This is a genomic window from Mesorhizobium sp. ESP7-2 (genome assembly GCF_020164715.1).
Lineage (GTDB): Bacteria > Pseudomonadota > Alphaproteobacteria > Rhizobiales > Rhizobiaceae > Mesorhizobium.
The window spans coordinates 63,255-88,642 of sequence record NZ_JAIUGQ010000006.1; the positions used below are offsets into that span (position 1 = coordinate 63,255).

General features: G+C 63.3%; 21 protein-coding genes. 6 read left to right on the forward strand and 15 right to left on the reverse strand.

The features are described from left to right. The first annotated feature begins 30 nt into the window (after positions 1-30). Entirely contained in the window at positions 31-2,676 is a 2,646-nt protein-coding gene (gene pepN / locus LB543_RS08340; RefSeq protein WP_224613731.1) for an aminopeptidase N, read from the forward strand. A gap of 203 nt (positions 2,677-2,879) precedes the next feature. Then, a complete protein-coding gene (locus tag LB543_RS08345; RefSeq protein ID WP_224613732.1) occupies positions 2,880-5,201 on the forward strand; it encodes a PAS domain-containing sensor histidine kinase in 2,322 nt (773 codons plus the stop codon). A 45-nt stretch (positions 5,202-5,246) separates the two neighbouring features. On the opposite strand, the gene LB543_RS08350 is transcribed toward LB543_RS08345, so the two are convergent. The 14 genes from LB543_RS08350 to LB543_RS08415 all read right to left on the reverse strand — a co-directional run bounded on the left by LB543_RS08350 (position 5,247) and on the right by LB543_RS08415 (position 20,805). After that, complete coding sequence (locus tag LB543_RS08350; protein WP_224613733.1) at positions 5,247-5,720, reverse strand: hypothetical protein; 474 nt, start codon at positions 5,718-5,720, stop codon at positions 5,247-5,249. A gap of 50 nt (positions 5,721-5,770) precedes the next feature. Beyond that, positions 5,771-8,731: a bifunctional [glutamine synthetase] adenylyltransferase/[glutamine synthetase]-adenylyl-L-tyrosine phosphorylase gene (locus LB543_RS08355; protein WP_224613734.1), complete on the reverse strand. Its 2,961-nt coding sequence runs from the start codon at positions 8,729-8,731 to the stop codon at positions 5,771-5,773. Then, complete coding sequence (locus LB543_RS08360; protein ID WP_224613735.1) at positions 8,731-10,206, reverse strand: ATP-binding protein; 1,476 nt, start codon at positions 10,204-10,206, stop codon at positions 8,731-8,733. Before LB543_RS08360 ends, LB543_RS08355 begins: the two co-directional genes overlap by 1 nt. 8 nt (positions 10,207-10,214) lie before the next feature. Continuing rightward, positions 10,215-10,889 carry a response regulator transcription factor gene (locus LB543_RS08365; RefSeq protein WP_023771592.1) on the reverse strand — a complete coding sequence of 225 codons (675 nt, stop codon included), beginning with the start codon at positions 10,887-10,889 and terminating at the stop codon, positions 10,215-10,217. 355 nt (positions 10,890-11,244) lie between these two features. Continuing rightward, entirely contained in the window at positions 11,245-12,798 is a 1,554-nt protein-coding gene (locus LB543_RS08370) for a Do family serine endopeptidase (protein WP_224613736.1), read from the reverse strand. Between the two features lie 131 nt (positions 12,799-12,929). Further along, on the reverse strand, positions 12,930-13,397 hold the full coding sequence (locus LB543_RS08375) for a cytochrome c-type biogenesis protein (RefSeq protein ID WP_224613737.1): 468 nt from the start codon (positions 13,395-13,397) through the stop codon (positions 12,930-12,932). Beyond that, entirely contained in the window at positions 13,394-15,379 is a 1,986-nt protein-coding gene (locus LB543_RS08380) for a heme lyase CcmF/NrfE family subunit (RefSeq protein ID WP_140759181.1), read from the reverse strand. Before LB543_RS08380 ends, LB543_RS08375 begins: the two co-directional genes overlap by 4 nt. A gap of 32 nt (positions 15,380-15,411) precedes the next feature. Next, the gene (ccmE, locus tag LB543_RS08385) at positions 15,412-15,855 is read right to left on the reverse strand and encodes a cytochrome c maturation protein CcmE (protein WP_140810166.1); all 444 of its coding nucleotides are present in this window, start codon (positions 15,853-15,855) and stop codon (positions 15,412-15,414) included. A gap of 8 nt (positions 15,856-15,863) precedes the next feature. After that, a complete protein-coding gene (gene ccmI, locus LB543_RS08390) occupies positions 15,864-17,003 on the reverse strand; it encodes a c-type cytochrome biogenesis protein CcmI (protein WP_224613738.1) in 1,140 nt (379 codons plus the stop codon). 124 nt (positions 17,004-17,127) lie between these two features. Further along, positions 17,128-17,568, reverse strand: coding sequence for a hypothetical protein (locus LB543_RS08395; protein ID WP_224613739.1), 441 nt, complete (start codon positions 17,566-17,568; stop codon positions 17,128-17,130). A gap of 184 nt (positions 17,569-17,752) precedes the next feature. After that, positions 17,753-19,141 (reverse strand): ATP-binding protein, encoded by a 1,389-nt coding sequence (locus LB543_RS08400; RefSeq protein ID WP_224613740.1) that lies wholly within the window; start codon positions 19,139-19,141, stop codon positions 17,753-17,755. A gap of 28 nt (positions 19,142-19,169) precedes the next feature. Next, positions 19,170-19,835: a response regulator transcription factor gene (locus LB543_RS08405; protein ID WP_224613741.1), complete on the reverse strand. Its 666-nt coding sequence runs from the start codon at positions 19,833-19,835 to the stop codon at positions 19,170-19,172. A gap of 91 nt (positions 19,836-19,926) precedes the next feature. Next, positions 19,927-20,226: a hypothetical protein gene (locus LB543_RS08410; RefSeq protein ID WP_140759169.1), complete on the reverse strand. Its 300-nt coding sequence runs from the start codon at positions 20,224-20,226 to the stop codon at positions 19,927-19,929. 171 nt (positions 20,227-20,397) lie between these two features. Beyond that, positions 20,398-20,805, reverse strand: a complete 408-nt coding sequence (locus tag LB543_RS08415) for a DUF3168 domain-containing protein (protein WP_224613742.1) — start codon at positions 20,803-20,805, stop codon at positions 20,398-20,400. Between the two features lie 233 nt (positions 20,806-21,038). Between LB543_RS08415 and LB543_RS08420 the strand changes: the two genes are divergently transcribed. Continuing rightward, the gene (locus LB543_RS08420; protein ID WP_224613743.1) at positions 21,039-22,097 is read left to right on the forward strand and encodes a flavin reductase family protein; all 1,059 of its coding nucleotides are present in this window, start codon (positions 21,039-21,041) and stop codon (positions 22,095-22,097) included. 18 nt (positions 22,098-22,115) lie between these two features. Here LB543_RS08420 and LB543_RS08425 read toward each other — a convergent pair whose 3' ends face one another. Continuing rightward, a complete protein-coding gene (locus tag LB543_RS08425; RefSeq protein WP_224613744.1) occupies positions 22,116-22,961 on the reverse strand; it encodes a LysR family transcriptional regulator in 846 nt (281 codons plus the stop codon). A 169-nt stretch (positions 22,962-23,130) separates the two neighbouring features. Between LB543_RS08425 and LB543_RS08430 the strand changes: the two genes are divergently transcribed. The 3 genes from LB543_RS08430 (at position 23,131) to LB543_RS08440 (ending at position 25,278) form a co-directional block, all read left to right on the forward strand. Further along, positions 23,131-24,216, forward strand: a complete 1,086-nt coding sequence (locus tag LB543_RS08430) for an amidohydrolase family protein (protein ID WP_140759163.1) — start codon at positions 23,131-23,133, stop codon at positions 24,214-24,216. Continuing rightward, positions 24,213-24,590: a Rieske (2Fe-2S) protein gene (locus LB543_RS08435; protein ID WP_140759161.1), complete on the forward strand. Its 378-nt coding sequence runs from the start codon at positions 24,213-24,215 to the stop codon at positions 24,588-24,590. Before LB543_RS08430 ends, LB543_RS08435 begins: the two co-directional genes overlap by 4 nt. 64 nt (positions 24,591-24,654) lie before the next feature. After that, complete coding sequence (locus tag LB543_RS08440) at positions 24,655-25,278, forward strand: HD domain-containing protein (protein WP_140762958.1); 624 nt, start codon at positions 24,655-24,657, stop codon at positions 25,276-25,278. The last annotated feature ends 110 nt before the right edge of the window (positions 25,279-25,388 follow it).

The window sequence follows — 25,388 nt, forward strand, 5'->3', positions numbered from 1 at the left end:
GTCCCCGGAAAAGACAGGAAAAGCCAGGGAATGCGCACCGACACAGGCCAAGTCTTCAAACTCGAGGACTATCGCCCCAGCGACTACCTCATTCCGGAGACCAACCTTGACTTCCGTCTTTCGCCACAGGCCACGGTCGTCACCGCGATACTGACCGTCGAGCGCCGCGAGGGCATATCCACGTCGGCTCCGCTGGTGCTCGACGGCGACGGGTTGACGCTCAAGCGCGTCGAGATCGACGGCAAGACGGTGAGACCGGCCGATCTGCTGGCGAGCCCCGACCAACTGACCCTGCTCAAGCCGCCGGCCGCACGTTGTTTCCAACTGCTGATCGAAACCGAACTGGCGCCGGCCGGCAATGAAGCCCTGATGGGCCTTTACCGTTCGAACAACGTTTACTGCACGCAGTGCGAGGCGGAGGGCTTTCGCCGCATCACCTATTTTCTTGATCGCCCCGATATCCTGTCCGTCTACACGGTGCGGATCGAGGCGCGGCGCGACGAGGCGCCGCTGCTCCTGTCCAACGGCAATCCGGTCGAGAACGGCGATCTCGCCGATGGCTGGCACTACGCCAACTGGCACGATCCCTTCCCCAAGCCGTCCTACCTGTTCGCGCTGGTGGCCGGGAATCTCGGCCAGGTCGCCGACAGTTTCGTCACCATGTCCGGCCGCAAGGTCGAGCTCGGCATCTATGTCGAGCCCGGCAAGGAGGCGCTCGCCGGCTACGCGATGGACGCGCTGAAGCGTTCGATGCAATGGGACGAGGAGGCCTTTGGCCGCGAGTACGACCTCGACGTCTTCAACATCGTCGCCGTGTCGGATTTCAACATGGGCGCGATGGAGAACAAGGGCCTCAACATCTTCAACGACAAATACGTCCTGGCCGACCAGGAGACGGCGACGGACGCCGATTTCGCCAATATCGAGGCGATCATCGCGCATGAGTATTTCCACAATTGGACAGGCAACAGAATCACTTGCCGCGACTGGTTCCAGCTTTGCCTGAAGGAAGGGCTGACGGTTTTCCGCGATCATGAATTCTCCGCCGACCAGCGCTCGCGCGCGGTCAAGCGCATCGCCGAAGTGCGCACGCTGCGTGCGCACCAGTTTCCCGAGGACCAGGGTCCGCTGGCACATCCGGTGCGGCCGCGCCGCTACCGCGAGATCAACAATTTCTACACGGCCACGGTCTACGAAAAAGGCTCCGAAGTGGTGCGCATGATCCGCACCATTCTCGGGGCTGAGGCCTTTCGCGCCGGCATGGATCTTTATTTCGAACGCCACGACGGCGAAGCCGCGACCATCGAGGACTTCATCAAGGTGTTCGAGGAGGCGTCCGGCCGCGATCTTTCGCAATTCGCGCTCTGGTACCATCAGGCGGGCACACCCAACCTGACCGTGAGCTCGACGCACAATCCGGCCGCACAGGAATTCACGCTCGAGATCGAGCAGTCGGTGCCGCCGACACCGTCGGAAAGCCGCAAGCGGCTGATGCATATCCCGCTCGCCTTCGGCCTGATCGGCGCCGGCGGCGAGCCGGTTCGATACAGCGGCGTCGAGGGCGCCAGCGTCGAGGACGGCGTCATCCATATTCGCAAGCGCCGTCACATGGTGCGCTTTTCCGGCGTTGCCGAACGACCGGCGGTGTCACTCAACCGCGGCTTTTCGGCGCCGGTGACGCTGTCGGTCGAGCAGAAGGCGGCCGACCAGTTTTTCCTCGCCCGCCACGACAGCGACGCCTTCTCGCGCTGGCAGGCCTTCAACACGCTGCTCACCGATGCGCTGATCGCTGCCTTCCGCCAGATCCTTGGCGGCAAACAGCCGGACTTCGCTCCGCGGCTGACGGAGCTTGCCGGCAGCATCGCCAGCGACGAGACACTCGAGCCAGCCTATCGAGCTCTGGCTCTGGCGCTGCCCGGCGACGCCGACATCGCGCGTGACATCGGCAAGAACATCGATCCGGACGCCATCCATTCGGCTCGCCAGGCGCTTGCGCTGGCGATCAGCACGGTCAATGGCGAGGCATTTTCCCGCCTCTACGACAGCCTTGCCGACCAGACCGCCTTCAGCCCCGACGCGGCAAGCGCCGGACGACGCGCCTTGCGCAACATTCTGCTGGATTATCTCTCGCTGCTGCCCGGTGGAGCGGCATTGGCGGCCGGGCATTTCCAGTCCGCGACGAACATGACCGACCGCGCGGCCGCATTGGCCGTGCTCGCGCATCGTCACCACGGATCGCCGGAGGCGGAAAAAGCGCTGGCGGCTTTCGAAAAGACATATGCGTCTGACCCGCTGGTCATGGACAAATGGTTCCAGATCCAGGCCAGCGTGCCGGGGCCACAGGCGGTGGACACCGTTCGCGCCCTGACCGCTCATCCGGGTTTCTCGATGGGTAACCCGAACCGTGTGCGCTCGCTGATCGGCACATTCTCCAGCGCCAATCAGACCGGCTTCCACCGCGCCGACGGAGAAGGCTACCGTTTCTTCACGCAGACTGTGCTCGAGGTCGAAAAGCGCAACCCGCAAGTGGCGGCAAGGCTGGCGACCGCGCTCAGGTCCTGGCGTTCGCTCGAACCGGGCCGGCAAGCCAAGGCCAGGGAAGCGCTGGTTTCGATCGCCAATGCCGAAGACCTGTCGGCGGACCTGCGCGACATCGTCGAGCGCACGCTGGCGTAGGCGCCCTGTCCTTCCCGACGGGGCAAGGCCGAGCCGCCGCACTTCCAGAAGCCCGCTATTTTAGTCGATTTTTAATCTTTTTTCGCCGGACCACTGGACAAGGCGAATCACCTTTGATTCTTTAATGGCGATTCGGAAGTGCGGTGTTGCCGGATCACCAGCACATAGAAATGCGGCATACTGGAAATCGGGGAGTGCCATTTATGGCGAAGGCGGACGCGTGGGGCGCGCCCGGAGGGATAGCTTTTGCGCGCCGTGAGACGCGCGGCGACGGCCTTGCCGGGAATACGCGGCTCATTGCCGAACCGGCCTACAAGCGGCTTCTGGCGGCCGAACCGCTCCTGCGCCGGTCGATACCGGCCCTCATCATCATCTTCCTGATCGTCATCGCGGCGCTGCGTGTGCTCTCGCTAATGAACGAGCGTGATGATGTCGAGCGCGACGCCAAGGCGGTCCTGACGCTGGCCGCCGCGCAGCTCGCCAGTTCGCTCGCCACCACGTCGGACACGCTGCCGGGCGCCACCCAGGACCTGCTGGAGACTACCAGCCGCCAGGGAGCGATGGGCCGCAGCCATGTGCTTGTCATCACCGACAGCGCCTTCAGGATCACCGCGGTGACGCCGCGTTCGGTGCCCTGGCAAGGCCATTCGCTCGACAGCCTCGTCCAGGGCGGCCAACCGCTGTTCATGTTCGGCGATCGCGCCGGTGTCATGGAGGTCAACATCGGCGGGCAGGACTGGTATGCGGCGGTCAGCCTGTCCAGGGACAGGAAGGGAGCCGCCGCGGCGCTTGTGCCGCAGGAAGCGGTCTTCGACACGTGGCGCAAGACCGTCTCGTTGAATGTCACGCTGTTCGTGCTGACGGGCGGCGTGCTGATCATCATCCTCTATGCCTATTTCGGGCAGGCGGCGCGCGCGCAGGCAGCCGACCGCATCTATCTCGAAGCACATCAGCGTATCGACATGGCGCTGGTTCGCGGCCGTTGCGGCCTGTGGGACTGGGACATGGTGCGCGGCAAGATGTACTGGTCGCGCTCGATGTACGACATGCTCGGCTACGAACCCTGCGAGACGATGCTGTCCTTCGGCGAGGTCGACGAGATCATCCATCCCGAGGACGGCGACCTGTTCGAGCTCGCCAACAGGATCGTAGCGCGCGAGATCGACCACATCGACCAGGTGTTCCGGATGCGGCATGCCGATGGCCAATGGGTGTGGATGCGCGCCCGGGCACAGGTCATGGATCCGGAAGCGCCGGAGATCCAGCTGATCGGCATCGCGGTCGACGTCACCGAGCAACGGCATCTGGCGCTGCGCTCCGAAGCGGCCGATCTTCGCCTCAGGACCGCGATCGAGAACATCAATGAATCTTTCGTGCTGTGGGATTCGGCTCAGCACCTGATCATGTGCAATTCCAAATACCAGCAGGACAACGGGCTCTCGGATCGCGACGTGATGCCAGGTGTGACGCGCGCGTCCCTGGAAGAGCGGATGCTGGCCTTTGCTTCGGAGCGCCGGCTTGCGAACAGCAATGGTCCGCAGGGCGGCGCCACGTTCGAGCGGCAGCTGTCCGACGGCCGCTGGCTGCAGGTCAACGAACTCAGAACCAGGGATGGCGGCACCGTCTCGGTCGGATCCGACATCACCCAGATCAAGCTGCACCAGGAAAAGCTGGTCGACAGCGAGCGCCGGCTGATGGCGACGATCCATGATCTCAGCCTCGCACGGCGGGCCGAAGAGGAACGGTCGCGCGAACTGGTCGACCTCAACCGCAAATACATGAAGGAAACCGAGCGCGCCGAAGCGGCTAACCGGGCCAAATCCGAGTTCCTGGCCAACATGTCGCATGAATTGCGCACGCCGCTGAATGCCATCATCGGCTTCTCCGAACTGATGGAACAGGGGCTGTTCGGCCCTCTGGGCTCGGAGCGCTACGAGGAGTACGCCACCGACATCAACAGCAGCGGCAAATACCTGCTCGGCGTCATCAACGACATTCTCGACATGTCCAAGATCGAGGCCGGCCAGTTCTCGCTGGACCAGGAGCAGATCGACCTCGGTCCGCTGATCAGTGAGACGGTGCGTGTCGTCTCGCTTCAGGCGGCGCAAAAGGCGATCACCGTGGAAACGCGTATCGCCGACGCGCTGACGCTGTTCGCCGATCGCCGGGCGATCAAGCAGATCGTCATCAACCTTCTGTCCAACGCTGTGAAATTCACCGGTCAGGGCGGCCACATATCGGTCAGAGCCCGCAACACGTCGGGCGCGCTGGTGCTGACGATCGAGGACAATGGCTGCGGTATCCCGAAGGAAGCGCTCGGCAAGCTCGGGCGTCCCTTCGAGCAGGTGCAGAACCAGTTCTCCAAGAACCATGCCGGCTCCGGCCTCGGCCTTGCCATTTCGCGCTCGCTGGCCGAGTTGCAAGGAGGCGCACTGAAGATCCGTTCCACCGAAGGCGTCGGCACGATCGTGTCGGTGCGCATTCCGCTGAAGAAGGCAACATCGACGATCAAGGTTGCGGCCTGAGCGGCAGGCCTCGGCTGACGGCGCCGGAGCCTGCGTCAGCCAGCCTCACGGCATGCCGTTTTCGTCGTCGCCTCCTTTACGATGGCGGCCAAAGCGCCCGCTCTTCGGCAGCTCGCGGTTCTCGATCTTTCCGTCGTTGTTCTTGTCGAGTATCGCGAAAAGCTTCTTTTCGCGGCCCGTGATGTCGTCTGATGTCAACGTGCCGTCGCCCTTGCTGTCGTACCGGGCGATGATGCGCCTGGCCATGCGTTCGAAGCGCGCCTTCTCCAGTGCGTCGGCGAGTTGGGCGACAGTCAGCTTGCCGCCATTGTCGGCGACAAGCTTCTTGAGCCGCGCGTCCACGACATTGGAGAACTGGTCGAACGTGATGGTCCCGCCATTGTCCTTCATTGCCTTGTCGAGCCGCATCATGGTGCGCTCACGCATGTTCGCGCTGTCGACATTCTCGGCATAGGCACCGCCGCCGACGGCTCCGGCCAGGGCGATGAAGGCAAGTGCGAGCTTGGTTGTCTTTCTCATGGTTTTCTCCTGTTGCATCGTCACCCCCGATGCGGTCGAACGCTCGTTGATCACGAACCCCCGGCACGAAGCAAAAGGTCGAAATCCTTCCTGACCTTTTGCGACGTCTCCTTGAGGTGTGCCTCCAGCACACCGAAATCCGGCAGGTCGGTGACCGCCAGAAGCAGATCCGAAAGCCCCGGCGGAACGTCGTCACGTTCGAAGGGTCCGGTAAGGCACAGCCGCGTCATCTGGGTCAGCGCCAGATACAGGGCGTAAGCATGGCCAAGGTCCTGCCTGATCCCGGCATTGGCGAAACGGGGCGTCAGGCGGGACAGGATCTCGGCCGTGCCGGTGACGCGCGGCCCGGCCTCGACCTGTCCGGTGATGACAGCCACCTGTGCTATGAATTCGAGATCGATCAGACCGCCGGGAATCAGCTTGATGTCCCACAGGTCGCGGGGCGGCTTTTCCTGCTCGATCATGGCACGCATGTCCGACGCCTCGGCCCTCACCTTTGCCGCATCGCGCGATTGGCTCAGCACCGCGGCAACTTCCGCCTCGACCTCGCCGCACAGGCTGGCGTCACCAGCAATCGGCCGCGCCCGCGACAGGGCCATGTGTTCCCACGTCCAGGCCTCCTGGCGCTGGTATTTCTTGAAGGCATCGATGTGGGTGGCGACCGGTCCCTTGTTGCCGGAAGGCCGCAGCCGCAGGTCGAGTTCGTAGAGCACTCCTTCCGCCGTCGGCGCCGACACGGCCGATATCAGCCGCTGCGTCATGCGGGAATAATAGTGCGACGGCGCCAGCGGCTTGTCGCCGTCGGAGTCCTCGGCATCCGCATCGTGGTCGTAGAGCAGAATGAGATCGACATCCGATCCGGCGGTCAATGCGCGGCTGCCGAGCTTGCCCATGCCGAGCAGCGAAACCACGCCGCCGGCGATCGTGCCATGACGCACCGCGAATTCGGCGGTCACCGCTTGCAGCGCAGCCGCGATGGTCAGGTCCGCCAGATCGGAGAAAGCGCGGCCGGCGCGGGCCGGATCGATCGAGCCCGCGAGCAGCCGCACACCGATCAGGAATTTCTGCTCGGAAGCAAATATGCGCAGCCTGTCGAGCACCTCCTCATAGGCCCTTTCGCCTTCGAGGAAGGCGGAAAGCCGTGCCGAGAGATAGGCGCGGTCGGGAAGCTCGGTCAGCAATGCCGGGTCGAGCAAGCCGTCGAAGACATGCGGCCGGCGGGTGATGATCGCCGCCAGCCGGGGTGCCGCGCCCATGATCGTCGCCATCAGCCTGAGCAGTGCGGGGTTCGACTGCAGCAATGAGAACAGCTGGATGCCGGCCGGCAGGCCAGCAAGGAACTCGTCGAAACGGACCAGCGCCTCATCGGCCCGGCGCGTCTGGCCAAAAGCCTTGAGCAGTGCCGGCGTCAGTTCCGTCAGCCGCTCGCGCGCCTCCGCCGACCGGGTGACGCGATAGCGGCCGAAATGCCAGCCGCGGATGACACGGCAGATATCGCTTGGCCGCTGGAAGCCGAGACCGTGCAGGGTCCGCAGCGTGTCCGGGTCGTCGACGTCACCGGTGAAGACCAGGTTGCCGATGCCGGCCGAAAGCTCGGGCGCGGTTTCGAACAGCGCGGCATAGTGGCGCTCGACCTGCTGTAGCGAGGCACGGAACACCCCGGCAAACGCGGCCGCGTCGGCAAAGCCCAGCATGCGGGCGATGCGCTCCAGCCCTTCATCCTCTTCCGGCAGCATGTGCGTCTGCTCGTCGGCAACCATCTGGATGGCGTGTTCGACCCGGCGCAGGAACCAGTACTGGCGGGCGAGCGCGTCACGCGCGTCTGATGTAATCCAGCCTCGGGCGGCGAGCTGGCCGAGCATCGGCACGGTTTCGCGGCCGCGCAGCTCCGGGAAGCGGCCGCCGGCGATGAGCTGCTGGGTCTGGACGAAGAACTCGATCTCGCGGATGCCGCCGCGTCCAAGCTTGACGTTATGCCCTTTCACGGCGATCTCGCCATGGCCCTTGTGGGCATGAATCTGGCGCTTGATCGAATGGACGTCGGCAATCGCGGCGTAGTCCATATATTTGCGCCAGATATAGGGCTGGAGCTCCTTGAGAAAGGCATCGCCCGCGGCGAGATCGCCGGCGACCGGGCGCGCCTTGATCATCGCGGCACGCTCCCAGTTCTGGCCGCGCGCCTCGTAGTAGCGAAGCGCGGCTTCAACCGGAATCGCCAGCGGGGTCGAACCGGGGTCGGGACGCAATCTCAGGTCGGTGCGGAAGACATAGCCGTGCTCGGTGCGATCCTGCAGGATGCGCACCAGCCGGCGCGTCAGGCGCGAGAACAGGTCGGTAGCGTCGAGAGGATCGACCACGGCGGGCGCCTCCGGATCGAAGAACACGACGAGGTCGATGTCGGAGGAGAAATTCAGCTCGTGCGCGCCGAGCTTGCCCATGCCGAGCAGGATCCAGCCCGATTGATGCGACGGGCTGTCCAGGTCGGGCAGTTTGAGCTTGCCCTGGCCGTGCGCGTCACGCAGCAGGAAATCGACGGCCGCGCGGGCGCAGGCGTCGGCGAGATCGCTCAACCGCCTTACAGTCAGCGAGGTTTCGGCCTCGCCCGAGAGATCGGCGAGCGCGATCAGGAAATGCGCCTCGGCCTTGTGCTGGCGCAGTTTCATCATCAGGCCGGATTCCGAGACCGTTTCGGCCAGCGGCGCCTGGTCGATCGCGGCGGTGATCGCCTTCAGGCGGGCCTCGATCGGCAGGTCGAACAGGCCATCCAGGATTTGCGGCCGGCGGCGCGCGGTATCGCGCAGGAACGGCGAAAGGTCGAAGACGGCGGCCAGGAAATCCTGCGCCGTCCCCTTGCCGGCCAGGAATTTGGCCGCGCGTATCAACCCTTCTTCGCGCGCTGCATCCGCGATTTCGGACAGTTCCTGCCGTGCCCGGCCCTCGTCGAGCGGAGCAAGCGGGGTTTCCAGGCTCAGCAGCCAGCCTGTATTGCTCCGCTTGGCAACGGCCGCCATCAGTGGTCCTCCCGCGCGGGGAAACTCATGACCACGGATAGTCCCGGATTGCCAGACAACAGGTCAAGCCGGCCGTAATGGAATGTCATGACCGCCTTGGCGAGACTGAGGCCAAGGCCCGAACCAGGCTGCGAACGGCTCTTCTCAAGCCGCACGAAGCGTTCCGTCGCTCGGGCGCGATCGGCATCGTCGGGAATGCCCTGGCCGTTGTCGGCGACGGAAAGCCTGATCTCGCCATGCGTGCGTTCGAGCGCCACACGGACCGCCGGTTTGGACGTCGAATCGGTCGAATACTTGATCGCATTGTCGACGATGTTGGAAAGCGCCTGACCGATCAGTTCGCGGTTGCCGTCGACGACAAAAGCACCGTTCACCTCGGCGTCCAGCGAAACGCCAGCCTCCTCGGCCACCGGCTCGTAAAGTTCGACCACATCACGCACGGCCTCCGCCAGATCGACGCGGCTGGTGTGCTCGGAAGAATACCCAGCCTCCAGCCGGGAGATCATCAGGATGGCGTTGAAGGTTTTTATCAGCTGGTCGGACTCGGCGATGGTGCCTTCCAGCGCCTGCCGATAATCCGATGTTTTCTGCTTGCCGGAAAGCGTCGCTTCGGCCCTGTTGCGCAGCCGGGTCAGCGGCGTCTTCAGGTCATGCGCGATGTTGTCGGATACCTGCTTCAGCCCTTCGTTGAGCGTGGAGATCCTGGCCAGCATGACATTGAGGTTTTCCGATAGCCGGTCGAACTCGTCACCGGCGCCGGTCACCGGCAACCGGCCACTGAGATCACCGCCCATAATGCGCCGGCTTGCCTCGGAAACCCCGTCGATACGCTTCAATGCCGCGCGGCCAACAAAGAACCAGATCAGGATGCCGCCCACCCCCATCATGCCGAGCGCCAGCACCAGCGAACGGCGGATGACGGCACGGAACCGCTCCGGTTCGCCGAGATCGCGGCCGACCAGCATGATCATCTGATTGGGCAGCCGCAGCACCAGGGCAATGGCGTTGTGGCCCTTCTCGCCCTGCGCCTGCGTGTCGCTCTGGTCGGGCTGTGCCGTCCCCTTGTCGGCAGGCAAATTGCGTAGACGATCGAGCTCTCCCTCGCCAAAGCGCTGATATGAAAAAGGGCTGGTGGTCCAGCCTTCGTTTTCGAGAACTCCCGGCTCCAGACTCTGCACGTTACCGGTCAGGATCTGGCCGTTGGCATCGGCGATCAGATAGAGGTTGGCGCCGGGTTGGCGCGAGCGGGCCTCGACCACGCGGACCAATACCGGCAAGCCACCGCGCTGATAGGCGCGCGCAAGGCCGAGCACTTCGTCGTTGATGGTCTCCTGCGTCTGCGCGGTTAACATGCGCGCCGAGAGCGAAGTCATGTAGAGGACGAGCAGCACCGCGCAGAGTGCGAAGAGCAGGAGATAAAGCGCCGAAAGCCGTGCGGCCGTCGTCTTCATGATGGCGGGCACGGAAAGCGCCATGCTGCCGCCTAGCCGCCCTTCAGCATGTATCCGGCGCCGCGAACCGTATGCAGGATCGGCTTGTCGAAGCCCTTTTCGATCTTGCCGCGCAGCCGCGAGACGTGGACATCTATGACATTGGTCTGCGGATCGAAATGATAGTCCCAGACATTTTCGAGAAGCATGGTGCGCGTCACAACCTGGCCGGCATGGCGCATGAGATATTCGAGCAAGCGGAATTCGCGCGGCTGCAGCGTGATCTCGCGTGCCGCCCGGCGGACAGAATGCGACAGCCTGTCGAGTTCAAGGTCGCCAACCCGGTAGACGGTCTCGGCCTCCTTGGCGCTGGCGCGTCGGTTCAGCACCTCGACACGCGCCAGAAGTTCGGAAAAGGCATAGGGCTTGGTCAGATAGTCGTCGCCGCCGGCGCGCAGCCCGGTGACACGGTCATCGACCTCGCCCAGCGCAGACAGGATGAGCACTGGCGTCGTGTTGCCCCTGGAACGGAGAGCGGCAATAACCGACAGGCCGTCGCGGCGCGGCATCATCCGATCGATGACCATCACGTCATAATCACCCGCATCGGCAAGCGCGAAGCCGGTCTCACCGTCACCCGCGACATGCGCGGTATGACCCGCTTCCGTGAAGGCTTTCTGCAGATAATCCGCAGCCTCGCGATCGTCTTCTATGACGAGAATCTTCATAGGGCCGTTATACGCGATTTCGCTGGAAGGTTGAGTAGCCGGCATCTGCATTTTAGCCTTTGCCAAAACGCATCGCGATCAGGATGATCGAGAGCGTACGCGATAAAATCTTTGTTCCGTGGCGTCGTTACGCCGGACATGCCAGTTCCCGGTCATGTCGTCATCCCGCAACCACCGAACCGACCGGCTTCGGGCACGAGGGCGTGATGGGCAGCCATATGCGGGGCGCGGCAGCGGGCGATGGGAAGCCCGCTGCCGCTGAAGAAGAGCGCGATGACTGACTAACGGGCTCTCCTTCTTGCTTTCCCATGCGGCGACTCGGGGGTGTTGAAACCGCCGCATTGGAAAGGTCGTCTCAGCCCTTGGCCACCGGCACCGCGACGAAGCGGTTGTTGTCGTCACGGGTGATCTGCATCAGCACCGCCTTGCGTCCGGATTTGACCGCATCGGCCATGGCCTTGGTGACGTCTTCGGTGCCGTTGACCTCCGCCGAGTTGACCGCGGTGATGACGTCGCCCGGCTGGATGCCGCGGTCGGCGGCGGTGCTGTCGGGGTCGACGTCGGTCACCACCAGACCCTTACCGTTTTCGGACTTGGTGACGGTGAGGCCGAGATCAGCCAGCGTGTCCGGCTTTGCCGGAGCGGCGGGTTGCTGCTGCTGCTGATCGCCCGACGCCTGCTTGTCGCTGGCGGGCAGCTTGCCGAGATCGACCTTGACCGTCTGGCTCTTGCCGTCACGCCACACGGTGACGTCAACCGATTTGCCCGGCGAATAGGCGCCGATCAGACGGGCGAGTTCCTTCGGCGAGGCAACATCCTTGCCATCGACCTGGGTGATGACATCACCTGCCGTGATGCCGGCCTTCTTGCCGGGGCCATCGTCCTGGGCGCTCGAAACCAACGCGCCATTGTTGGACTTCAGACCGAGCGATTCGGCGATGTCGGAAGTGACCGGCTGGATTTCGACGCCGAGCCAGCCGCGCTGGACCGCGCCGTTCTTCATCAAGTCTGCGACGACCTGCTTGGCGGTCGTGGCGGGAATGTCGAAGGCGATGCCGACGCTGCCGCCCGAGGGCGAGAAGATGGCGGTATTGATGCCGACCACCTGGCCGTTGAGATTGAAGGTCGGGCCACCCGAATTGCCGCGGTTGACCGAGGCGTCGATCTGGAGGAAATCGTCATAAGGGCCGGCGCCGATATCGCGGCCGCGCGCCGAGATAATGCCGGCGGTGACGGTGCCACCGAGGCCGAACGGGTTGCCGACAGCCACGACCCAGTCGCCGACGCGAACCTTGGAATCGTCGGCGAAGTCGACATAGGTGAACTTGCCGCCGCCATCGACCTTGAGCACGGCGAGGTCGGTGCGCGGATCGGTGCCGACCAGCTTGGCGTCGAGTTCCTTGCCGTCATTGGTCACCACGGTGAAAGCGGTGCCCTCGTCGACGACGTGGTTGTTGGTTACGAGATAACCGTCTTCGGAAATGAAGAAGCCCGAGCCCTGTGCCACCGGACGCGGCTGGTCGTTGTTGCGATCGCGGTGACCGAAGCGGCGGTGACCTTCGTCGTTCTGGCCACCCTGGTCACCAAAGCCGCGGAATTCCTTGAAGAAGCGGCGCAGCTGCGGATTGTTGGGAAGATTGTCGAAACCGCCCTGATCGCCCGAACCGTCATCGGCTGTCGGTTGCAGCTTGGCCTTGACCTTGACGCTGACCACGGCTGGCGAAACGCGCTCCACGACATCGGCGAAGCTCGGAACCTGCGGAGCCTCGACACGTACGGCGTCAGCCAGAACGGGGCTGGTTCCACTGGTCAGCGCGCCAACACCGATCGCACCGGCGACAGCGACGGACGCGACGGCAGCCAGAAGACGCTTGCGGGTGCGGGAATATGAATTGGGGGCAATATTCATGGATCTCTTATCCTCTTTCAAGCGGACGCGCCTTGATCGGCATCCTCAGGAAACGAGAATTAGAACGGCGGACATTACAGCGCCATTTCCGACACATGAAACTTTGGTAATGTTAGCGGGCGACTGGGCGGTCAGTCGCGGTGCAGGATCGCGTCCAATGCCGCCTGCTCGTCGGCTGACAGGGATTTCGTCGCCAGCGTCCGGCGCGATCGCGCGCTTAGAGCAATGAACACACCTCCCACCAGCAGCAGCAGCACCGGCGTGCCCCAAAGCAGGGCATTCCTGAGATCAAAACGTGGCTTCAGAAGCACGAACTCGCCGTAGCGGGAAACGACATAGTCCATCACCTGCTGGTCGGTATCGCCGGCGACGAGGCGCTGGCGCACCAGGATCCGCAGGTCGCGAGCAAGGTCGGCGTCGGATTCGTCGATCGACTGGTTCTGGCAGACCATGCATCGCAAGCCTTCCGATAGCGCCCGGGCTCTCGCCTCGAGTGCCGGGGCCGCCAGCATCTCGTCAGGCTTCACCGCCATTGCCGTGCCGGCGAAGAGCAATGCCAGCAGCAGGACAATCGACATCAGTGAAAACCTTGCCTTCATGACAGGCCCGCCGGCACCACCGCCTGCTTGCGACGGCGCGATGGCGCGCCGACACGCAGGCGTCTGTCCATCAGCGACATGGCCGCACCCACCATCATCACCAGGCCGCCGCCCCAGATCAGCGTCACCAGCGGCTTCCACCACAGGCGCACCACGACCGAGCCGTCCTTGCCCTCGTCGCCGAGCGAAATGTAGAGCTGGGAGAGGCCGATCGTCTTGATGCCGGACTCCGTCGTCGTCATCTGCCGCACGGGATAGAAACGCTTGGCGGAGCTGATTTCGCCGACAGCGCTGCCGCTGACGCCGATCAGCTCGAAACGGCCGCGATCCTCGCTGTAGTTCGGTCCCTGGGCAGGATAGAGGCCGACGAAACGAACCGTGCGGCCGGAGATTTCGACGGTTTCACCAGCATGCATGGACAGGATCTTCTCCGTGCCAAAGCAGAGCGTGCCGACAATGCCGAGCACCGTCAGGCCGAGGCCAAGATGCGCGAAAGCGGTCCCGAACACCGAGCGTGGCAGACCAACCAGGCGTCTGACCAGGACCGGCGCGGCGACATTGCCGACCCCGGCTTTGACGGCGATGTCGGTTAGCGCACCGAGGATCAGCCAGACGGCAAGGCCGACGCCAAGCGCAGCAAGCACCGAAGCGCCGTCGATGAACAAGGCGGTGACCAGCGTTGCCAGAAGGGCGGCCGCGAACGCCACCATCAGACGCTGCGCGACGCCAAACACATCGCCGCGCTTCCAGGCCAGCAGCGGCCCAAAGGGAACCATCACCAGCAGCGGCACCATCAGCGGTGCGAAGGTAAGGTTGAAGAACGGCGCTCCGACCGAAATCTTGTCGGCCGAAAAAGCCTCGACCGCCAGCGGATAGAGCGTGCCGACCAGCACGGTGGCGGTCGCCGTGGTCAGGAACAGATTGTTGAGGACGAGTGCGCCTTCGCGCGAAATCGGATGGAACAAGCCGCCTGCCGTCAACTTCGATGCGCGCAGCGCAAACAGTGACAGCGAGCCGCCGATGAACAGCGTCAGGATGCACAGGATGAAGACGCCGCGCGTCGGATCGGTGGCAAAGGCGTGGACGGAAGTCAGGACGCCCGAACGCACCAGGAAGGTGCCGAGCAGCGACAGCGAGAAGGTCAAAATGGCGAGCAGCAGCGTCCAGATCTTCAAAGCCGAGCGCTTTTCCATGACGATGGCCGAATGCAACAGCGCGGTGCCCGCCAGCCACGGCATGAAGGAAGCGTTTTCGACCGGGTCCCAGAACCAGAAGCCGCCCCAGCCGAGCTCGTAATAGGCCCAGTACGATCCCATGGCGATGCCGCCGGTCAGGAACATCCAGGCGACCAGTGTCCATGGCCGCACCCAGCGCGCCCAGGAGGCATCGATGCGCCCCTCGATGAGGGCCGCGACCGAGAAGGAAAAGCAGATCGAGAAGCCGACATAGCCGAGATAGAGCAGCGGCGGATGAATGGCGAGGCCAAGATCCTGCAGGATCGGGTTGAGATCGCGGCCTTCGATGGGCGCCGGGTTGAGGCGGATGAAAGGATTGGACGTCACCAGGATGAACAGGAAGAAGGCAGCGCCAATGGCGCCCTGCACCGCAAGCACGTTGGCGCGCAGCGTCGCCGGCAGGTTGGAGCCGAAAGCGGCGACAAGCGCGCCGAAGAAGGTCAGGATCAGCACCCAGAGCAGCATCGAGCCTTCGTGATTGCCCCAGGTCCCGGTGATCTTGTAGATCAGCGGCTGAAGCGAATGCGAGTTCTCCCAAACGTTCGCCAGCGAAAAATCGGAGCTTGCATAGGCGCTGGCAAGGGCTGCGAAGGACAGCGCGGTCAACGCAAAACCAGTCACCGCGACCGGACCGCCGACTGCCATCAGGCGCTGGTTGTTCAGCCGCGCGCCAAACAGCGGCACGATGGTCTGCACCAGTGAAAGCGCGAACGCCAGAACCAGGGCGAAATGTCCGGTCTCAACCATTCCCGCGACTCACGCTTGCTCTCCCACCGGGGTTACTCACTCTTGCTCTCCTGCCAGACACCCTTGGCCTTCAGCCCGTCGGCAACTTCCTTGGGCATGTAACGCTCATCGTGCTTGGCCAACACGCTGTCGGCGACAAAGACGCCGTCGGCGCCGAAGGTGCCCTCGGTGATGACGCCCTGCCCTTCGCGAAAAAGATCGGGTAGGATGCCGGTATAGCTCACCTTGACCGATTTGTGGGTGTCGGTGACGGAAAAGGCGACCGTCGCGCCCTGGCCGCGCTGGATGGTGCCTTTTTCGACCAAACCGCCGAGCCTGATGCGCTGGCCGGGCTGTACGCTGGCAGTGGTCAGATCGGCCGGCATGTAGAAATAGGACGCTTTCTGGCCAAGCGCGTAGAAGGTCAGGCCGGTGGCGGCGGCGAGGAAAGCCAAGCCGCCCACAATCACCGACAATCGTTTCTGCTTGCGCGTCATGTCAAGTTCTACTCCGTCGCCGTCAGGCCGAGCGAGGCGGCAAAGGCGGTGAATTTCCTGGCTTCGTCGCTGTTGGCTCCAAAGACCGCAATGGCGCGGCCCAGCGCATCGCGTGCCTGATCGGTCTTGCCCAGCACGACATAGGAACGAACCAACCGCATCCATCCTTCCGGGTCGCGCGGATTTTGACGAAGTTTGTCGTCGAGGCCGGCGACCATGGTGTTGATCATGGCTTCCCTGTCCTGCGGCGACATGGAGGATGCCGCGTCGACATCGGCGGCATCGGGGCTTTTCGCGGCCACGCCGGAAGCGACTTCGGGGCCGCCGGATTTGGCCAATGCCTGTTCGACGGCGCCCCGCCACGGCGAATTCGGCGGCAGCCTGCCAAGCATCGCTTGCCACGCGGCGGCCGCTTCCTTGCCGCGGCCCTCCTGTGCCAACGCCATGGCCAGATAGAAACTGGCTTTCGCGTTGGCCGGATCGAGCTTCAAGGCCGCCTCGAAGGCATGCTGGGCATCGGCCGAAACGATACCGCCCGCGGCACCGGCTATCGCCTCGCCGAGGCCGGCCTGGCGGGCGGCATTGTCGCCGTCCAGGCGTATGGCGTTGCGGTAGGCCGCCGCGGCGTCGGCAAAGCGCTGCATGCGCAGATAGACCGGCGCCAGCACATCCCAGCCCCGCCCATCGGAAGGATTGGCAGCAAGATGGGCTTCTGCGCGCGCCACCAGCTCATCGACCGAGCTGTCGGCCGGGTTCTTGGCCAGCCGCTCGCTGAGCGGCTGCGACGGCAGGTCAGGCGAGCCGATCTGGCTATAGAGCCCCCAGCTGACCAACGGCACCACCAGCACGGCGGCGGTCGCGACGAGCCGTGCCGTGACCGATGCTGATCTGCCAGATGTCTTGTCCGCCATATCCGCGTTGCCCAGGCGAAGGATGCGGCGGGCGATCTCGGCGCGCGCCTCGGCCGCTTCAGCGGGCCCGATCAGGCCGCGTGCGGCGTCGCGGTCGAGTTCGGCCAATTGATCGCGATAGACTTCCAGATCGTGATCGCCGCTCGATGACGCGTCCTTGGAGGCCCCAGCCAGCGGCAAAAGCACCGCCAGGCTGGCGCCCAGCGTGAGAATTGCGGCTATGACCCAGAACAGCATGGTTCTTCCAATAAAGGCAGAGCCTTGCCCTGCCAACACAGGCATCCTGCGACGCTTTGACGGCAGGCGCGCCGAATGTCCTTGATCGACATCAACTGGCCGGATCGCAACCGGATCCGGCCGGCTAGGTCAGTGGTGTCCAACTGCCGTCGGCATTGCGGCAGGCCGTTCCGTGCGCCGTGACACTGGCGCTGCCGGTGAATACCGTCTGCGTGTACTGGCGGCAATCCTGCGAACCAACGCGGTAAGGCTGGGCTGGAACGACCTCGCCATGGCGCGAGGCCTGATCGCCCTTCCACGTCACCTTCTGGCCGCTGGTGTTGTATTCGAGCGCCTTGTATTCGGCCTCGAGCGCGCTGCGCTTCTCCGTGTCGCTCAGGCCATTGCCGATCGACCCGCCAATGAGACCGCCGCCCATGGCGGAAATGATCGACTTGGTGACGACCTTGCCGCCCGCCGGGGGCGTCGAGGCCGGTGTCGCCGCCACGGTCGAACCCTTGCCGCTCAAGGTGGTGCAGCCCGATACGGCCAGCAAGGCGGAAACAAGCGCGACGCGAATCTTCATGCCAACAACCGGTATTCCTGAGTTGGAGCCTGCCATGGATGCGCGGCGAGCATCATCTGAGAAGTGGGCGTGGCCATAGTGTTGATATTTGTCGGAAATTTGGCCGCCGCCGGCCAGTACGAAGTCAATCGATATGCCGCCATAGCATGCGCCGCCCATCGGTGTCGATTGGCCTGGGGAAACGTCACTGAAGGCTCCGCAATCGCACCACTGCCTTTAGTCCGCCCATGCCGGAGCGTTCCAGCACCAGGCCGCCGCCATATTCGTTGACGAGGTCGGCGACGATGGCGAGGCCGAGACCCGTTCCCGGTTTTGTCTCGTCCAGGCGCCGTCCGCGCTTCATGGCTTCGCGCGCCTTGTCCTCGGGAATGCCAGGGCCGTCGTCCTCGATGCTGATCTCAAACAGGTTGTCACCGCTGCCGGTCAAGGGTGCAACCGTAACCGACACCGCGCTCCTTGCCCATTTCATCGCATTTTCGAGAAGATTGCCAAGCAGTTCCTCGAGGTCTTCGCGTTCGCCGGCAAAGACGATCTCCGTGGCCGGCAGCGACACCGACAGGTTGGTTTGCGGGTTGAGCTTCTGCAAAACGCGCACCATGCGCCGCACCAGCGGTGTCACCGGCGTGCGGTAGACGACGCTGTCGCGCTGCGCCGCGACGCGGGCGCGCTGCAAATAGTGGTCGATCTGCTTTTGCATCGAGGCGGCCTGCTCGGCGATCAACTGTCCCTTGGCGCCACCAAGCGCCCGGCCCTCGTTGAGCAGCACGGCGAGCGGTGTCTTCAGCGAATGGGCGAGGTTGCCGACCTGAGTCCGCGAACGTTCGACAATGCGTTTGTTGTTTTCAATCAATGCGTTGGTTTCGTTGGCTAAAGGTTCGATCTCGGCCGGAAAGCGGCCATCGAGCCTCTGCGCGGTGCCCTCGCGCACCATGGCGAGTGCGTTGCGGACCCTGCGCAGCGGCTGCAGCCCGAGCAGGATGGCGATGGCGTTGATGGCGATCATGCCGATGCCGAACAGGCCGAGATAGGTTAGCAAGCGGCGCTGGAAGGTCCCTATTTCCTGCTCCAGTTCGGTCTTGTTGCCCATGACGCGGAAGCGCGCGGCGCGGTTCTTCGCATCGAGAACGAATTCGCTCTCGAACACGACCAGTTCCTCGCCGTTGATGCCTTGCGCGGCATAGCTGCGCTGGAAATTGGCATTGAAGGGAACATCCGCCACGCCGGGCGACGGGATGGTCCGGGTCATGGACGAAGAATGAAGATCGCCATGCACCCCTTCCGAAGCGGGCTCGACGGACCAGTACCAGCCCGAATTCGGTTCCGAGAAACGGAGGTCGCCAAGATCCGGCGAGCCGGTCAGCGCGCCGCTGTCGGAAATGCCGACCGAGCCGATCAGGTTGAACAAATGCGCCGACAGCAGGCTGTCGAAGCCTCGCTCGCTGGCCTGGCGGTAAAGCGTGGTGATCAGGGTGAAGATGACGACCAGGGTGAGGATCGCCCACACCGTGGAGAAGGCGATGACGCGGAACGTCAGCGAGCGCGGCCAAGCGCGCAGCGAAAGCCGTCTGCCCACGGTTGGGTTGGTAGGGAGCGGTTCCGCCTTACGCCTCCGGCTCACGCATGCGGTAGCCCATGCCGCGCACGGTTTCGATCATGTCGATGCCCATCTTCTTGCGCAGCCGCCCGACAAAGACCTCGATCGTGTTGGAATCGCGATCGAAATCCTGGTCGTAGAGATGCTCGACCAGTTCGGTACGCGAGACAACCTCGCCCATATGGTGCATCAGATAGGCAAGCAGCCGGAATTCGTGCGAGGTCAATTTCAGTGGCACGCCGTCGACATCGGCCTTCGAAGCCTTGGTGTCGAGGCGCAGCGACCCACAGGTCAGTTCCGACGAGGCATGGCCGGCGGCGCGGCGGATCAGAGCCCTGACCCGTGCCAGCACCTCCTCGATGTGGAACGGCTTGCTGACGTAGTCGTCGGCGCCGGCGTCGATGCCGGACACCTTGTCGCTCCAGCGGTCACGCGCCGTCAGGATCAGCACTGGCATCTTGCGGCCGCCGCGACGCCAGCGCTCGACCACGCTGATGCCGTCAATCTGCGGCAGGCCGATGTCGAGCACGACGGCATCGTAGGGCTCGGTGTCGCCGAGGAAATGACCCTCCTCGCCATCGAAGGCACGGTCGACGACATAGCCGGCATCGACCAGCGCATCCGAAATCTGGCGGTTGAGATCCTTGTCATCCTCGACGACGAGTACGCGCATGCGGGGACCAATGCCTGTTGGACTGAAGTTGCAGATATAGGCCGATTCCGCCGACCTGGGAAACGGAGCCCTGTAGGAAGGGAAGACTGCGTCAGTTCTGTGGAACGACGATTTCGGAGCGGCGCGGACGCTGGCCGTCCTTGCCGGGCACGAGCACGACGATGACGCAGACCGGCTGGCCGCCACGCGTCGACGCCGAGGCCTTGGCGAGCGTCCCGCCATTCTGCTGGGCCACCTGCTGACCGATCGCATAGCAGTCGGATGCGGCCAAGACGATCGGGCTGGGCTGGTCGGGCGCGATCACCGGTATCGCCATTGCCTGCGACGCAAACAGCCCGGCCGCACTAAGCGCCAGGGTCGCGGTTCGGAAATGGGAGCGAAGCGTTTTCATGACCGGCGTTGTAACGCATCGGTGCTGAACGTGAAATGAACGGTGAACGGCCCTGAAACCATGCTCGCCACACCCCTGCAACGCGAGACAGACAATCCGGATTTCACCGCCCCACCAGTGAAACCCGCGAAAGCGCAGTTTAGACTCCGTTTCGATGATATTGAAAGCGCGTCAGGCTTTTTCCTGCGTCAGCGCACGGAATCGCAGCAGACCGTGATGGACAAGCAGTTCCTCATCATAACGCGCCTCGGTGAATTCCAGCGACAGCCGCGTCTGGCCACGCGGGCCGATCACCAGCACCGCGTCAGCAAGGCGTGCTTCGATGGCGGCCATGATGGCAAGCGTTTCGGCTTCGCCATGGGCCTTCGACCAGACATGCAGCGTGATCAGCTGGTCGTCATTGTTCTCGGCGCCGGTATCCCAGTCGAAGGCAGAGGTCTGGCCTGAAGTCACATAGGGAAAGGCGGCGTTATCGGTTGGCCGCTCGAGCAGTCCGGCGCCGCCCAGCAGCGCCGACAGCGACGCGTCGCTTTTCAACCTGAGGAACAGGGCCTGCTGCAAATCACCGGGCGCGGTCATATGTCATTCCCCTCGCCTGTCGCGGCTGCACCTATCGCAACCTAGTCGCCATGAACGGATTCCGCCAGAGTTGGAGCAACGGCAAGCTCTGGATCAGCTGATCCTATCGACAACGCCAGCCATGGCGTGAGTCCCGGTGTAAAATGTGAACGCTTTTTCCGATTAACGAGATGCGGCATGGGCACGCTCCGATCTGCTATCGCAGGCAGATCACCTGTCTTTGGAGACGGCCCATGAATGTCGTACCCGCTGGCGCCGGCAATTGCGCCCTCCTCGATACGTCGCGCCTGTGTGTCTGCACGGACCGCATCCAGGAGACGAGCGACGTCGTCACGCTGGTCTTCGAGCGCGTCGACGGCCGGGGTTTCGACTTCCGTGCCGGCCAGTCCACCACCATCCGCTTCGGCTGGAACGGTGAACAGTTTTCCCGCGTCTTCACCATAGCCTCGCCACCAAGCCGCCCGCAGCGTATCGCTTTGACGATCAAGGCCGCCAAGGACGGCAAGGCAACTCGTATCCTCCACGATCATTTCGGCGCAGGCGCGACGGCCGAGATCGGTGAAGCCGGTGGCATGTTCACGCTTGAGGGCCGTGCCTTCCAAAAGGCACTTTTCCTTTGCGCGGGCAGCGGCATCACCCCGTTCATGTCAATGCTGCGGTCGCTCAGCGATGCCGGCAGCGATCTCGATATCTGCCTCATCCAATGTGCGCGAACGCCAGGCGATCTTCTTTTCGAGGACGAACTGCGAAGCTTTGCCCAACTGCCTGGGCTGCGTGTGGAGACCGTTTGCAGCCAGCCATCCGGCGCCTTTGGCGCCGGCGGCCGGCTTGACATGACCAAGCTGGCCGAACTCGTGCCGGACGCGGCAGAACGGAGCGCCTTTCTATGCGGGCCTACGGCGTTCATGGAAGCGATGCGCCGCGACCTTCTTGAGCTTGGGGTACCGGCACGCGAGATTTTCGAAGAAGCCTTCGGCCCAGCGCCGTCGGGCGCCATCAAATCTGCAGCTGACCGGGGACAAGGCGGCGAGGCAAGAAGCATTCTTTTCCAGCGTTGCAGCATCAATCGTGTGGCCGGCGCCGGTGAGACCATTTTGGATATTGCCGAGGCCGCCGGCATCCATGTCGAGACGTCCTGCCGAATGGGCCTGTGCGGAACATGCAAGGTCATGCTGGCAAGCGGCGCGGTGGACATGAACGAGATGGGGGGCCTTTCAGATGCCGAGCGCGAGGCAGGCTTTGTCCTTGCTTGCTGCAGCACACCGACCAGCGACATCGCTGTCGACCTGTAACCACCTGCGTCGCGGCGCCTATACCGTCATTAGCTTGAGCGCCTTCAGCAAGCGGGCATGGGTGTGTGAATGATGATGCCGCACGTGCACGGCGGAATAGATCAGATGGGAGATTCTTGGCGCGTCGGCGACGAGCTCCGCCACCTTCTCCTGAAGCAATTTCGTCGCGACCGCCGCGGTGACGAAGGCCGTACCGCCCTGGCTTCTCAGCAGATGGGCGACAGCGCCGCCGTTTCCGGTCGAAACCGGGCTGCTTTCCAGTTCGGGCAGCATCTGTTTGTGCGCGCGATCGAAGGATGCGGAGTAGTTGGCGCGAATGTAGTCCGCCGGCGTGATGTCACTGAACGCCACGCCGCGCGTGGAGACCATCACGAAGCTCTCCTCGGCGATCTGCTCATAGTGAATGTCGGGAAGATGCTGCGGCGAATAAAGGACGGCGAGATCGAGGCTGCCGGTCGTGAGGTCCAGGATCATCTGGTTCGAGTAGTCGATCTCGACATAGATTGCCAGCTTGGGCATCGTCGCCCTCACCCAGACCAGCCATTCCTGCAGGACGCGCTCGTAAAGCTCGAACTGAATGCCGATGCGGATGAGACGGTCGAACTTGCCGACCGACTGGATTTCGCGGCGCGCATCCAGCCATCTGAGCTTTACCGCGCGCGCATGCTGCTCGAAGCGTACACCGGCGGCGGTGGGCTCCGTCCCGCTCTTGTTGCGAATGAAGAGCTGTTTTTCCAGCAGCGTCTCGAGCGTGCGAATGCGGCTCGAGACGGTGGACTGGGTGATGCCAAGCCGCTCCGCGGTCCTGTTGAAATTCCGGGTCTCGATGAGATCGAGGAAGGTATCGAGCAATTCTATCTGCATTCCGGCCATCAGCGAACGAGGCGATCCCAATCGGCTAGCGCCTTTCTGCCCTGGCAGGCAATGGGTAATCGGATTCTTCGATTAAACTTCGGCCGGCGACTGCGTTGCGGCCGACTGCGCCGAAGTCCACTGTTCGTGCATCCAACCCTCCTCGGCAGGTGATGCATCAATGTTTATCGTCGACACGGACGTGCACAACTACTGGTCCAGTGCTGAAGTCCTCCTGCCCTATCTCGAGCCCTACTGGCGCGATTTCATGGTCCGCGGCGAAAAGCCCGGCCCGGCGGGCAGCTTCCCGCATGGACATCGCCCGTGGCTCCATCCCGAAGGATTTTCCCGGCATGACATCAAGCCGCAGACCGAGGACGACAACTACCTGATCATGAAGGAGAAGCACCTCGATCTGTACGACATCGACGTTGCTATCCTCACGGCCGACGAACCGCTGGAAGCCTCGACACTGGCCAACTACCACTATGCCAATGCGCTGGTCAGCGCCTATAACGACTACATGATCGATTGGTGGCTGCCCAAGGACAGACGCTTCAAGGGATCGATCATCATCTCTCCGACCGATCCACATGGGGCGGCGGCCGAGATAAGGCGCCTGGGCGGACACAAGGACATCGTCCAGGTCCTTGCAAGCCACGGCTCGCAGCGCCCCTACGGCGATCCGTTCTACCATCCTATCTTCGAGGCTTGCGCGGAGGTCGGCCTGCCCTTCGCCATTCATTTTGGCGGCCAGGGAGGCGTCAATCACAATGCCGTCGCCAGCGGCCCGACCGCTTACTACTGGGAGACGCATGCGCTGCTCAGCCAGCCGGCGATGACCCATGTGGTCAGCATGATCTCCAACGGCGTGTTCGAGAAATATCCCGACCTCTATTTCGTCGTCATCGAATGCGGCGTCTCTTGGGTGCCTTCGTTGATGTGGCGGCTCGATGCCAACTTCAAGGCCCTACGCAAGGAGACGCCATGGCTGAGGATGCTGCCGTCGGAATATTGCCGCCGCAACATCCGCTTCAGCACCCAGCCGCTCGAGCAGCCGCAGAATGTGAAGCACCTCTGGGAGACGCTCGAGCATATGGACGGTCAGAACACGCTGCTCTTCGCGTCCGACTATCCCCACTGGGACTTCGACGCACCGACCAATCTCCACATCCCGCCGGCATGGCGCGACAAGGTGATGGGGCTAAACGCGCTTGAAGTCTACAAGCGTATCGAGGCACCGGCGGCAACCGCGAGGGTCGCATGATGGAGGCAGCTGTAGCCCCCTCCCGGACTTTTGCCTGCAAGGTCGCCGAGGTAACGACCGAGCGGCCGAAGATCGTCACCTTCGGCCGTATAAGCGTCGGCATCTTCGAACTCCACGACGGCTATGCCGCCCTGCTGAACATATGCCCGCATCGCGCTGGACAGCTTTGCGAAGGGCCGGTCTGCGGAACCACCAGACAAACCAACAAGACCGAGTTCGTCTATGAGCGGGCCGGCGAACTCGTTCGCTGTGCCTGGCATGGATGGGAGTTCGAGATCCGGTCCGGAAAGTGCCTCGTCGACGACCGGCTCAAGGCACGAACCTTCCCCGTCCACCGGGACGGCGAAGATCTTTATGTCGAACTCGGTCGATAAGCCGGATGAGGTGTTCGGCGGATCGAAAACAATGCAACGCGGCGACTGATTAGAGGCACCGACCATGGAAACCGTAAAATTCACGCAGATGAAGGATGGGGACCGCGAGGACTACGCGTTTCTCACCGAACACGAGATCGAATATGCCGATGGCACTGCCGATCGGCTGCTCGCCGCCATGGTCGAGCTCGACAGATCCCTGTCGGGATACAAGGTAACGCGGCTCGGCCACTCCCTACAGGCAGCAACCAGGGCCTGGAATGCCGGAGCGGACACCGACTGGGTGGTATCGGCCCTGCTCCACGACGTCGGTGACATCTATGCCCCCTACAATCATGACGAATATGCCGCGGCCATCATCCGGCCATTCGTGCGCGAACAGTGCACCTGGGTGGTGGAGAAGCACGGCGATTTCCAGCTGCTGTACTATGGCGAACATGTCGGGGCCAATCCGAACAAGCGGGAAACTTTCCGGGGCAGCCCATACTTCGACGACTGCGCCGAATTCTGCGAGAAATGGGACCAGTCGAGCTTCGATCCGGATTATCCGACCCTGCCGCTGGCGTTCTTTGCCCCGCTAGTGAAAGAGGTGTTCGCGCGCAAGAGCTACGACCCGGCGGTGACAAGGGCCGCGGTCCGCGCGCCCCTGTCGGATGAGCGCGCCGCTGCCGCCCGGTCCGGGACGTAGTTTCTGCTCACCACACTCGACAAGCGAAGCATGGATGGACTCGTGCTTGCCTGGTCATGTAGGCTAACCACCATGGCATGGCCAACATAACGGAATGTTCCCTGCCGGCT

Excerpts from the sequence above, each read along its gene's own strand:
- LB543_RS08415 (WP_224613742.1), bottom strand. The coding sequence starts at position 20,805 with ATGACCGCGCCCGGTGATTTGCAGCAGGCCCTGTTCCTCAGGTTGAAA.
- pepN (WP_224613731.1), top strand. The coding sequence starts at position 31 with ATGCGCACCGACACAGGCCAAGTCTTCAAACTCGAGGACTATCGCCCC.
- LB543_RS08360 (WP_224613735.1), bottom strand. The coding sequence starts at position 10,206 with ATGGCGCTTTCCGTGCCCGCCATCATGAAGACGACGGCCGCACGGCTT.
- LB543_RS08380 (WP_140759181.1), bottom strand. The coding sequence starts at position 15,379 with ATGGTTGAGACCGGACATTTCGCCCTGGTTCTGGCGTTCGCGCTTTCA.
- LB543_RS08420 (WP_224613743.1), top strand. The coding sequence starts at position 21,039 with ATGAATGTCGTACCCGCTGGCGCCGGCAATTGCGCCCTCCTCGATACG.
- LB543_RS08425 (WP_224613744.1), bottom strand. The coding sequence starts at position 22,961 with ATGCAGATAGAATTGCTCGATACCTTCCTCGATCTCATCGAGACCCGG.
- LB543_RS08430 (WP_140759163.1), top strand. The coding sequence starts at position 23,131 with ATGTTTATCGTCGACACGGACGTGCACAACTACTGGTCCAGTGCTGAA.
- LB543_RS08375 (WP_224613737.1), bottom strand. The coding sequence starts at position 13,397 with ATGAAGGCAAGGTTTTCACTGATGTCGATTGTCCTGCTGCTGGCATTG.
- LB543_RS08410 (WP_140759169.1), bottom strand. The coding sequence starts at position 20,226 with ATGAAAACGCTTCGCTCCCATTTCCGAACCGCGACCCTGGCGCTTAGT.
- ccmI (WP_224613738.1), bottom strand. The coding sequence starts at position 17,003 with ATGCTGTTCTGGGTCATAGCCGCAATTCTCACGCTGGGCGCCAGCCTG.
- LB543_RS08435 (WP_140759161.1), top strand. The coding sequence starts at position 24,213 with ATGATGGAGGCAGCTGTAGCCCCCTCCCGGACTTTTGCCTGCAAGGTC.
- LB543_RS08365 (WP_023771592.1), bottom strand. The coding sequence starts at position 10,889 with ATGAAGATTCTCGTCATAGAAGACGATCGCGAGGCTGCGGATTATCTG.
- LB543_RS08345 (WP_224613732.1), top strand. The coding sequence starts at position 2,880 with ATGGCGAAGGCGGACGCGTGGGGCGCGCCCGGAGGGATAGCTTTTGCG.
- LB543_RS08405 (WP_224613741.1), bottom strand. The coding sequence starts at position 19,835 with ATGCGCGTACTCGTCGTCGAGGATGACAAGGATCTCAACCGCCAGATT.
- LB543_RS08440 (WP_140762958.1), top strand. The coding sequence starts at position 24,655 with ATGGAAACCGTAAAATTCACGCAGATGAAGGATGGGGACCGCGAGGAC.
- LB543_RS08350 (WP_224613733.1), bottom strand. The coding sequence starts at position 5,720 with ATGAGAAAGACAACCAAGCTCGCACTTGCCTTCATCGCCCTGGCCGGA.
- LB543_RS08370 (WP_224613736.1), bottom strand. The coding sequence starts at position 12,798 with ATGAATATTGCCCCCAATTCATATTCCCGCACCCGCAAGCGTCTTCTG.
- LB543_RS08395 (WP_224613739.1), bottom strand. The coding sequence starts at position 17,568 with ATGAAGATTCGCGTCGCGCTTGTTTCCGCCTTGCTGGCCGTATCGGGC.
- ccmE (WP_140810166.1), bottom strand. The coding sequence starts at position 15,855 with ATGACGCGCAAGCAGAAACGATTGTCGGTGATTGTGGGCGGCTTGGCT.
- LB543_RS08355 (WP_224613734.1), bottom strand. The coding sequence starts at position 8,731 with ATGGCGGCCGTTGCCAAGCGGAGCAATACAGGCTGGCTGCTGAGCCTG.